Raw genomic sequence first — 9,712 nt, 5'->3', positions numbered from 1 at the left:
CGGATGAGCTGGAGGCCACCCTGGTGATTTCCCCCAAGGGGGCTGCGCCAAAGGGGGTGGCGTCTGCTTCTTCTCCACCGCCACCACCACCACCACCGCCGCCCGCTTCGCCGAGCATGGGTTCGGCCGATGATGACCTGGCCGAGACGCTCATCGAGACGCCGCGTTCACCCGATTTGCGGTCGACCGCCACAGGATCTGGACCCACACCGCCGCCGGCCGGCCAGCCGACCGGGACGGCAACGACACCGGGACCGAAACCGTTCTCCGAGAAATTCACTTCAGAAGAACCGGAGGATGACGATACCGTTTTGGAGCAGACGGTCATTATTCGATCCCATGTGAGAAAGGAATAGGGGCGATTCATGGTAGAGGCCGTTCTTATCGAGCGTATTGCCGATGCATTGGCCCAACTGCCGAAAGGCGACGAAAACGTCGCGATCGACGATGTGGAGGCCTGTCTGGAGCGGCAGATGGCGGGCCTCGACCGGTCATCGCGCGTCCAGGCGCTGAAGCGGCTGATCGATCGCCTGCCACCCCCAACAGCCGCCCCCGCCGGTGATCCGGCCGACGATGACGTGCTTACGGGGGTTTGCTCCTTGCTGCTGGGCCGCAAGGTGTCTCCAGCCGATCTCTCATCCAATGAACTCCTGGAGAAACTGGCCGAGTCGCTCAATACGATTTTCAATATACTCAATCAGCTGATCAGTGTCATCAACATGACCTTTACCGGTGAGGGCTCGCCGGAACAGACCATCCGGCAGGTGATCGGCTACCGTCTCGCCGGGGAAGGGCAGGGCGAATCCCTGGAAACTTACCTGGGGCAGATCAGCAGCGCCTTCCTCACGTCGCAACAGGCTTTCAAGGATGCCGCCGTGGCCAAGGTCGAGCAGGTTCTCAGCGTCCTGGATCCGCAGCAGATCGCTGCAGAGGCGGGCAAGGGACTGAGGTTCGGAGCGCTGAAAAAAGCGGAGATGTTTGATATTTACGAGCATCGCTACCAGCAGATTCAAAAATGGTTCCAATCGGGCCGTTTTATTGAGGATTTTTTACGGGAGTTCGAGAAGAACTGCCAGACCCACTTCGCCAAACAAGGAGGCTGATGTGAAACGATTACTGCCCTTATGGGCTGTTGGAACGCTGTTCTTGATGGCTGCCTGTGCGGCCAAGCAACTGCCGCCGCCCCAATGGAGCTTTGCGCGGGATGCCATTTTGATGCGTGTCCAGGCGGACCCGAAACTCAACTTTGAAGATGGGGATGCGCACACCCTCTTACTCTGCACCTACCAGCTTTCCGATCCGAACACCTTCAATCAACTGGCCGGTGATCAGGACGGCATTTATAAATTACTCGCGTGCAACTTGTTCGGTGACGGGGCCGTCGCCTCCAAACGGGTGTTTCTCCAGCCGGACCAAACCATCCAGATGCGCCTGGATCGCGCCGAGGGCGCCCGCTGGGTCGCCGTGGTCGCCGGGTATTCGGTATTGGAGAAATCGCGCATCGCAAAAATGGTGGAAATCCCCGAGGTCGTCGAGGAAAAGGGGTTTTTCAAAAAGACGCGTACCCGCAAGCCGGCGAAGATGGATATCGACCTGGTGATGGGACCTCAGCAGATCGTCAGCATGTCCGCCACGGTACCGGAAAAAGGGGAGTAGATCCATGGAGAAGCCCCTTTACTGGCACCAAGGGCTCTTTTTGCAGCCCCAACACTTTCAACTGCAGGACCGTTTCACGCGTTCCCTGTTTGAGCCCTTGCATCACAAGCTGACACCCCACTTCTGGGGGGTGGCCAGCATGGCGGTCAAGTCGGCGGCGCTGGGAAACCGCTCCATCGGTCTGACCCGTGGTGAATTTCTTTTCCCGGACATGACCTACGCCGTGCTGCCGGACAACGCCGTGATTCAGTCGCGTTCGTTCGAGAGCGCCTGGGAGGATGGCGGTAAGCCCTTCATGGTCTATATTGGCGTGAAGAAGTTCAGCCCCGTGGGAGAGAATGTCACGGTTGTGGCGGACATGAACGATATCAAGTCCGTCAAGACCCGTTTCGTGACCACCGAGGAAGCCGACGAGACCAAGGACCTTCACGGCAATGGACCCAGCGCCCAAATTCGTCATTTGATGATCGTGCTGAACTTCTTCTGGGAATCCGAAAAGGACCAACTGGGCGACTATGAGCTGATTCCGCTGACCCGCCTGGAGCGCCAGGGGGATGCGGTGGTGCTGAGTCCGCAGTACATCCCGCCCTGTCTGGACCTGGGGGCGGTTCCGGCCCTGGAACAGCTGGTCAAGGAGGTTCGCGATCAGATCGCCGCGCGTGGCCGCCAGCTGGAAGCCTATAAACGCGATCGGGGAATTCATTCAGCCGAATTCGGCAGCCGCGACATGGTCTTTTTGCTGGCCCTGCGTAGCCTGAACCGTTACATCGCCCGGCTGATTCACCTGACCGAGGCCAGGCAGGTCCATCCCTGGAGCGCCTATGGGGTGCTTCGTCAACTGATTGGCGAGATGACCACTTTTTCCGAACGGGTCTCCGTTGCCGGCATGCTCGACGATGGCACGGCGTTGATTCCCCCCTATCGTCACGAGGCGCTCTGGCCTTGTTTCTCCGCCGCCCAGACCCTGATTACCCAGCTTCTGGATGAGATTACCGCCGGTCCTGAGTATATGCTGCAGTTGCTCTTCGACGGAACCTATTTCGCCACCGAGCTGCCGCCGGCGATTTTCGAGGGGCGTAATCGCTTTTACCTGGCCCTGGATACGGAAACCGACCCCCAACAAGTGCTCAGTTCGGTCGAAAAGATTGCCAAATTCAGCTCTCGTGAGTATTTGCCCATTTTGATTGCCCGTGCCCTGCCGGGCGTTCGCCTGACCTATCTGCAAGTGCCGCCGCAGGAACTTCCGCGACGGGCCAACACCCTGTATTTTCAGATCGATCACCACGGTGACGCCTGGGCCCAGGTCCAGCACACCAACAACCTGGCCCTGTACTGGGATGCCGCGCCCGAGGACTTGAAGGCCGAACTGATGGCCGTTGGGAGAAGTTAGTCATGCGTCTTTCCGATTGTTTCATTGAATTGATGGCCTATACGGCCATGGTCACCCGGCAGGCCGGAGGACGGGCATCCTTCGAGCAGGTGGATGCGGACATCCGGCGTCTGATCACCGAGAGCGAAACCCGCTCCCAACAGGAGAATATTGCCCCCGCGGATTACGATATGGCCCGTTTCGCCGTGTTCGCCTGGATCGACGAGACGATTCTGTTCGCCGATTGGGCCGGCAAAAATCAATGGCTGCGGGAGCCCTTGCAGCGGCGCTACTACAATACCGCGGATGCCGGCAAGATTTTCTTTGAACGGCTCAATACCATCGGCGCCCATCAATTGGACGTGCGTGAGGTCTACTATCTGTGCCTGGCCATGGGCTTTACCGGCCAGTATTGCAACACCGGGGACGACTATTTGTTGGACCAGTTGAAACTCTCCAACCTGAAACTGCTCACCGGAAGCTCCATGGGATTGCCGGATCTCAAACGCACCACGCTGTTTCCGCATGCCTACGCCCCGGAAGGCGTCCAACTGCCGGCCACCGGTCCCAGGATGCGGCGATTCTCTCTGTTTACCCTGTGTTGCATCACCGCCCCGGTGCTGCTTTATGGGGGCTTGTTCCTGGTGTACCGTTTCATTCTTGGAAATATCGCACAATCCCTTATTCGTATGGGGCAATAAATGAAATCGCTGATCATCAAAATACTCAAGATCTTCCTTCTGCTGCTGCTCATCGCCCTGGTGCTGCTGCTGATCTTCGGCCTGGTGCTGTGGATCGGTTGGCCGTTGTGGGTGGGCGGCTTTTTTGTCCTGGGCCTGATCGGTGTGCTGCTGGGTATCGTCTTCGTGCGCAAACTCCTGGCCCGTCGTAACGAGCAGAACTTTGTTCAGCAGATCATCGCCCAGGACGAGTCGCGCATCCAGAGCCTTTCCGCCAATGAGCAGACCCGTTCACGGGAATTGCAAGAGCGCTGGAAGACATCCATTGAGGCGCTGCGCAAGTCCCATCTGAAAAAATTCGGCAACCCGCTGTATGTGCTGCCCTGGTATATGATGATCGGCGAGAGTGGCAGTGGCAAAACGACCGCCATCAAGGGGGCCGATCTCTCATCGCCGTTTGCCGAGGTCAACCGGACCTCGGGGATCTCCGGTACCCGAAATTGTGACTGGTGGTTTTTCGAGCAGGCGATTGTTCTCGATACGGCCGGTCGCTACGCCGTTCCGGTGGATCAGGAACGTGACAGCGATGAATGGCAGCAATTTCTTTCGCTGCTGGTAAAATTCAGGAAACGCGAACCCCTAAACGGCCTGGTGGTAACGGTTCCCGCGGATCAGCTGATGGAGAACAACCGCACGAAGCTGGAGGGTGACGCCAAAAGTATCCGCCAACGCATCAATGAATTGATGCGCGTTCTGGGGGCCAAGTTCCCGGTTTACGTGATGGTCACCAAATGCGACCTGATTCAGGGATCGGTGAAATTCTGTGACCGCTTGGATGCGGCGACCCTGCAGCAGGCCATGGGACGATTGAATCATCCCGTTGTCGCCGACAACCTGGCTTTTGGTGAGCAGACCATGGAGAGCATGGCCGAACGGCTCAAGGAACTGCGCCTGTTGATCCTCAATCAGGCCAGCGTCCAGGGCGGCGGTGGCGATCCATCCCTGTTGATGTTTCCGGAGGAGTTCCAGAAACTCGAGCCGGGACTCAGCGCTTTCATGCGTGGCGCGTTTCAGGAAAATCCCTACCAGGAAACACCGACCCTGCGGGGCCTCTATTTCTCCAGCGGACGTCAGGAGGGAACCCCGTATTCTCATTTCCTGAGCGCCATGGGACTGATCGGCGCCCAGGATGTTCTTCCCGGCACCAACCGCGGGCTTTTTCTGCACGATTTCTTCTCCCGTATCCTACCTGCCGACCGTGGCCTTTTTGCGCCCACCCAGCGGACCCTGGAATGGAGCCGGCTGACCAAGAGCCTGGGGCTGACCGCCTGGGTAGCGGTGGTGATTGCCATGTGCGGTCTCTTGAGTTTTTCGTTTGTCAACAACCTGAAGGCCCTGCGGGATATCTCCAACCAGTTCGCCCAGCCACCGGTCTTTCAGGGCGAGTTGACCACCGATGTACTGACCCTGGATCGTTTTCGGCAGGCGGTCAACCGCATCGAGAAAAAGAATACCAATTGGTGGATTCCCCGCCTGGGACTTCCCGAGAGCAGCCGCGTGGAAGCATCGCTCAAGCAGCATTACTGCAACATCTTCAAAACCGATTTTCTCAAACCCTTCGATCAGCGCATGGCGGCGCGCATCACCGCTTTCAGCGCCGAGACGCCGGCCGATGTCCTGGGCCAACATGCCATGCATCTGGTTCGCCGGATCAACCTGCTGCGCGCGAGCATGGACGGGGACGGTCTCGACACCCTGAGGAAACTTCCGCCGATTCCCTATACGTCGCCCCTGGTCGGGGCCCCAACCCTTGACGACATTTCGGCCAAGCTTTCCGAACTCTACCGGTACTACCTGGCCTGGCAACGTCCAGAGTCCGTGCTCAATGATGAACTGAAAGACCAGCAGGCCCGGCTCAAACACATTCTCACCTTGAATGGTGTCAATCTCAACTGGGTTGCGGCATGGGTGAACGTCAGCGGCGAGGTTCCCGGCGTGCACATGAGCGATTACTGGCGTGGTCTGGTGAACGATGATGACGGGGCGTTCGTTGCGCCGGCCTTTACGAACAAGGGCAAGACGGCCATCGACACCTACTTGGGAGAAATGGAAAAGGCGTTGTCCGAGCCGCTTTCCATCGGTTCTCAGAAACAGGCGTTCATGCAGTGGTACCCCCAGGCGAAGATCAATGCTGGAGCGTCTTTGTCGAAGATTCCCAGCCGTTCCCCGGCGGCTGAAGTCGCGCGAAAAGTGGCAGCAAGCCGGAGCTCTGCTGCCGCTGGAAAATGGCCCCTACCTCGCCCTCTTCGATACCCTGGCCACCGAGCTGGCGGCCGTCAAATCCGGCGACAACCTGCCGGACTGGGCCGAGCTGGCCTTGCGGCTCAAGCTGGCGCGGTTGCAGGCCGGCATTGACAGCAAGGGCGGCAAGACAGCCGCCGCGACCAATTTTCTCCAGAAGGCCAGCGAAAAGGTGAGCGACACGATCCATGGCAACGCGTCCAGCGCCGGTAAGGATGCCGATCGTGACGCCGGCTTCCACTTTGAAGATCGCCAATCCGCGGCTCGCGCCTTCAGCCAGTACCGAACGGCCCTGGGCGAATTGGCCGTCATGACCGATTCCCGCAAGATCGCCTTCAAACTGGCCTCCGAGCTTTACAGCGAGGACCCGGCTGAAGGGGCTTCGCCTTTTTTCAAGGCCCGCAGCGCACGCAAGGAGTTGCAAACCTTCCTCGGCCGGGAGAAAACGTCGGCCCCACTTTTCTGGGATCTTGTCAATGCACCGATCCGGTTCTATCATGAATATGCGGTCCGCGAGGCCCAATGCCAGCTGCAGAGCATCTGGGAAAAAGACGTTTACCTGGAAGTCCAGGGCGTTCCCCAGGGTGCCAACCTGAACGATCTGACCATGGGCAGCGACGGGGTGGCGCTCAAGTTTCTCAAGGGACCGGCCAGCCCGTTTATCGACAGAAGCCGCAGGAAAGGCTATTATGCCAAGAGGGTCGACAACCGCGCCATCGCTTTCAACAACGCGTTCCTAACCTTTCTGACGCGTGGCGCCAGCGCGGCCAAGCCGGTGGCATCGGCGTTCAACGTGACCATCCGCGCCTATCCCACCGATGCCAACAACGACGCCACCATCAAACCCCATGGAACCACCCTGGAGGTGCAATGCGGCAACGTGCAGAACAAGCTGGTCAATCTGCACTTTCCGGTAAAGAAGACTTTCAACTGGTCTCCGCGAGACTGTGGTGACGTGGTGTTTACCATTGAAATCGGAAACTTGGTACTGACTCGGGTCTACTCCGGCGAAATGGGGTTCCCAAAGTTTCTCAAGGATTTTCCGTCCGGCCAGCATACCTTCCGACCCAGTGATTTCCCTGAAGCGGAGGCCGACTTGAAGCGCATGGGAATCCGGACCATCATTCCGCGGTATCAGTTCAGTGGCCAACAATCGGTGATCGGGTTATTGAGGGCCTCTCCCGGTCGCATTCCGCGGGTCATCGTGTCATGCTGGGGCGATTGATCGGCCGTCAACGGTGGTCATGGGCGGCTTTCGGCAAGCATCCCGCGACCAAGGATTATTTCCAGATCCAGGTTGCCACGCCCCTGGCGCATGCTTTTTCGCGGTGGGTGGAAGCGGGCTTCGGGCGGATGGACGAAAACGATCGTCGCCACCGGGTCTGCTCATGGCGCTTCTGGTCACGCGGACTGAAAAAAGGATCCATGGTGGGCGGGTTGGGCAGGAGCAGCGCGGACGGTATCGGTCGACCGTATCCGTTGGTGCTGCTCGGCGAGGGAACCTCAGGGGCTGGGAGGAAGAGTGGCACCTTTTGCCCCTTCTGCTGGCACCCATGTGGGATCGGCTGGAATATGCGGCCGCCCGGAGAGCCTTGGAGATCCATCAACTGGCCGATGACCTGGGCCGGATGATGGCACCGAAGCCGGAATGGAAGAATCTGCTCAACATGGCTGCGGTTGATTCCATGGGTGCTTGCATGCCGGTTCACAAGTTGATCCTTTCCGAGATGCAGGTGAAGGCGAAGATGCTGGCTGAAGAAAAGAAGCTGATCATCCCACTGGACGGCACCTGCGGGATCGATCCCATGCAAATGGCCGGGGCATGGCATCAGGGGCTGAAACCCTGTCTCGCCGATCCGCCGAGCACGGTTTTCATGGGGGGCAGCCGGATCAGTCATTTCTGGTTTTCTACACGCGTCCACTGGTGGCCGACGACTTTACCGAGCTGTGGACCCTGCAGGTCAATTAGCGCGCCAGAAGGCTGTCCAGCCTTCCGGGAACGTGCTATAAGTATAATTTATCCGGTCGCGTGAGAAGATTCATCTCATTGTTTTTTCGATTGTGGCGATATAAGCTGTTTGGCAGCAATCGGTTGTAGAAATAGAGAAAAAGGACCCCCCAATGAATGCCAAAGCACTTATCCTGGATGGACGGATCAACGAGGCCAGGCAAATGCTCGTTGATCGGGTGAAAAAGAAGCCGACGGACAGTGTCGCTCGATCGCTTTTGTTTCAGGTGATGCTGCTTGGCGGGGAATGGGATAAAGCCTTGCGGCAGCTTGATATCGCCGCCTCCCAAAAGACGGGCTCGGAAATGGGGGAGACGGTCTACCGGAACCTGATTCTGGCCGAAAAGGAACGCCTGGCGGTGGCGCGCATGGACCAGCGCCCGACCTTTTTCCCCGAGATTCCCGATTACGCGGATGACTTTTTTGAAGCCCTGGAACGGCTTCAGGCAAAGGATGGCGAGGCTGCAGCCGCCATTTTCCAGCGCATCGACGCCGGCCTGCCACAGCCTCGGGGAACCCTCAACGGAACGCCTTTCACAGGCTTCAGAGAAACGGACGCCACCCTCACGTATGTCATCGAGGCGATCGAATACGAACGCTACCTGTGGGTCCCCATCGCCAGTATTCGCGAACTGGTGGTATCGCCGCCCAAAACCCTGATGGACCTGATTTGGGCCAAGGGGCGCATCACCACCTGGGAGGGGCTTACCATGGGTTGTTTTTTGCCGGTATGCTACCCCCGTTCCTTCGAGAGCAGCGATGATCGCATCCGTCTGGGGCGACTGACCGAATGGCAGCCGCTGGGCGGCGCCTTCGCCAGGGGGATGGGACAGCACGTTTACGATGTCGGCGGAACGGATCGCGCGATTTTTGAGATTAAGGAAGCGGTGTTTACCCTTAAAGACGCTTGATTGGGAAAGGAAGAAAGCCTTGATCGACCTGGATGCCCTGTTGAGTCCCATCGCCGGTGAGTCGCCATCGGGTGAGAGCCTGCGCTACACCCCGGTTTACGATGCCATTCAGGAGGCCCGCCGGGAAGAGGACGACCTTGACCGCGGCGAATGGGAACGAGACGTCAAAACCGCGGACTGGCCGGCGGTCAAGCAGCTTTGCGTGGAGGCCTTGAGCGAGAAAACCAAGGACCTCCAGATTGCCGTATGGTTGCTCGAAGCTTTGATCAAATTAAACGGTTTTGCCGGACTGGACATGGGGCTCAAGGTGCTCTGCGGGTTTCTGGAGACCTTTTGGGAAAGTCTTTATCCCGAAATCGAGGACGATGATCTGGATTACCGTATCGGCCCGCTGGAGTTCATGAACGACAAACTCTGGGTGGCCGTGAAGCAGGTGCCGCTGACCGATCCCAAGGTCGCCGGTGGCGGATATTCATGGCTTAACTGGCAAGAAGCCACGGATGTGGGCACCGACGCGGCGGCCATTGCCGAAGGCAAGCTCGGCATCGAGGCCTTTGACACGGCGGTGAATCGTTCGTCGAAGCTGTTCTACGAGACATTAAACCAGCAGATCGATGCTTGCGGCGATACCTTTAGCCGATTTGACCAGCTGTTGGACGAGAAATTTGGCCGCGAAGCCCCGCGGACCAGTGATTTCCGTCAGGCCATCGAGGATTGCCAGCGGTTTATCGCCAAAAACTTGAAACAAAAAAAAGAGCTGGATCCGGATCCCGAGCCCCTGCCGGCG

At 58.4% G+C, this 9,712-nt stretch carries 10 protein-coding genes and 1 pseudogene; all 11 read left to right on the top strand.

Going from position 1 to position 9,712, the window contains the following annotated elements; translation table 11 throughout:
* Positions 1–356 (top strand): annotated as a pseudogene (locus JCM12296_RS39125) (hypothetical protein); the annotation flags it as partial.
* Between the two features lie 9 nt (positions 357–365).
* Entirely contained in the window at positions 366–1,103 is a 738-nt protein-coding gene (locus tag JCM12296_RS29290) for a type VI secretion system-associated FHA domain protein (protein ID WP_054700421.1), read from the top strand.
* A 1-nt stretch (position 1,104) separates the two neighbouring features.
* Positions 1,105–1,656, top strand: a complete 552-nt coding sequence (gene tssJ, locus JCM12296_RS29285; RefSeq protein WP_054700419.1) for a type VI secretion system lipoprotein TssJ — start codon at positions 1,105–1,107, stop codon at positions 1,654–1,656.
* Between the two features lie 4 nt (positions 1,657–1,660).
* Positions 1,661–3,046 (top strand): type VI secretion system baseplate subunit TssK, encoded by a 1,386-nt coding sequence (tssK, locus tag JCM12296_RS29280; protein ID WP_054700417.1) that lies wholly within the window; start codon positions 1,661–1,663, stop codon positions 3,044–3,046.
* 2 nt (positions 3,047–3,048) lie between these two features.
* A complete protein-coding gene (locus JCM12296_RS29275; protein WP_054700415.1) occupies positions 3,049–3,726 on the top strand; it encodes a DotU family type IV/VI secretion system protein in 678 nt (225 codons plus the stop codon).
* Positions 3,727–6,120 carry a type VI secretion protein IcmF/TssM N-terminal domain-containing protein gene (locus JCM12296_RS29270; RefSeq protein ID WP_054700413.1) on the top strand — a complete coding sequence of 798 codons (2,394 nt, stop codon included), beginning with the start codon at positions 3,727–3,729 and terminating at the stop codon, positions 6,118–6,120.
* Positions 6,083–7,231: a hypothetical protein gene (locus tag JCM12296_RS40430; RefSeq protein ID WP_054700411.1), complete on the top strand. Its 1,149-nt coding sequence runs from the start codon at positions 6,083–6,085 to the stop codon at positions 7,229–7,231. The genes JCM12296_RS29270 and JCM12296_RS40430 overlap by 38 nt, the downstream gene beginning before the upstream one ends.
* A complete protein-coding gene (tagF, locus tag JCM12296_RS37250; RefSeq protein WP_083456635.1) occupies positions 7,216–7,638 on the top strand; it encodes a type VI secretion system-associated protein TagF in 423 nt (140 codons plus the stop codon). The genes JCM12296_RS40430 and tagF overlap by 16 nt, the downstream gene beginning before the upstream one ends.
* On the top strand, positions 7,599–8,039 hold the full coding sequence (locus JCM12296_RS29260) for a hypothetical protein (protein ID WP_083456634.1): 441 nt from the start codon (positions 7,599–7,601) through the stop codon (positions 8,037–8,039). Before tagF ends, JCM12296_RS29260 begins: the two co-directional genes overlap by 40 nt.
* Positions 8,040–8,127: 88 nt before the next feature.
* On the top strand, positions 8,128–8,925 hold the full coding sequence (locus JCM12296_RS29255; RefSeq protein ID WP_054700406.1) for a type VI secretion system accessory protein TagJ: 798 nt from the start codon (positions 8,128–8,130) through the stop codon (positions 8,923–8,925).
* A gap of 19 nt (positions 8,926–8,944) precedes the next feature.
* The coding region (gene tssA, locus JCM12296_RS29250; RefSeq protein WP_054700405.1) for a type VI secretion system protein TssA at positions 8,945–9,712 on the top strand (768 nt) is incomplete at its 3' end.

The organism is Desulfosarcina cetonica JCM 12296, from assembly GCF_001311845.1.
GTDB lineage: Bacteria > Desulfobacterota > Desulfobacteria > Desulfobacterales > Desulfosarcinaceae > Desulfosarcina > Desulfosarcina cetonica.
Note: the sequence above shows the minus strand (reverse complement) of the source record. Positions and strands in the feature narration are given on the sequence as shown.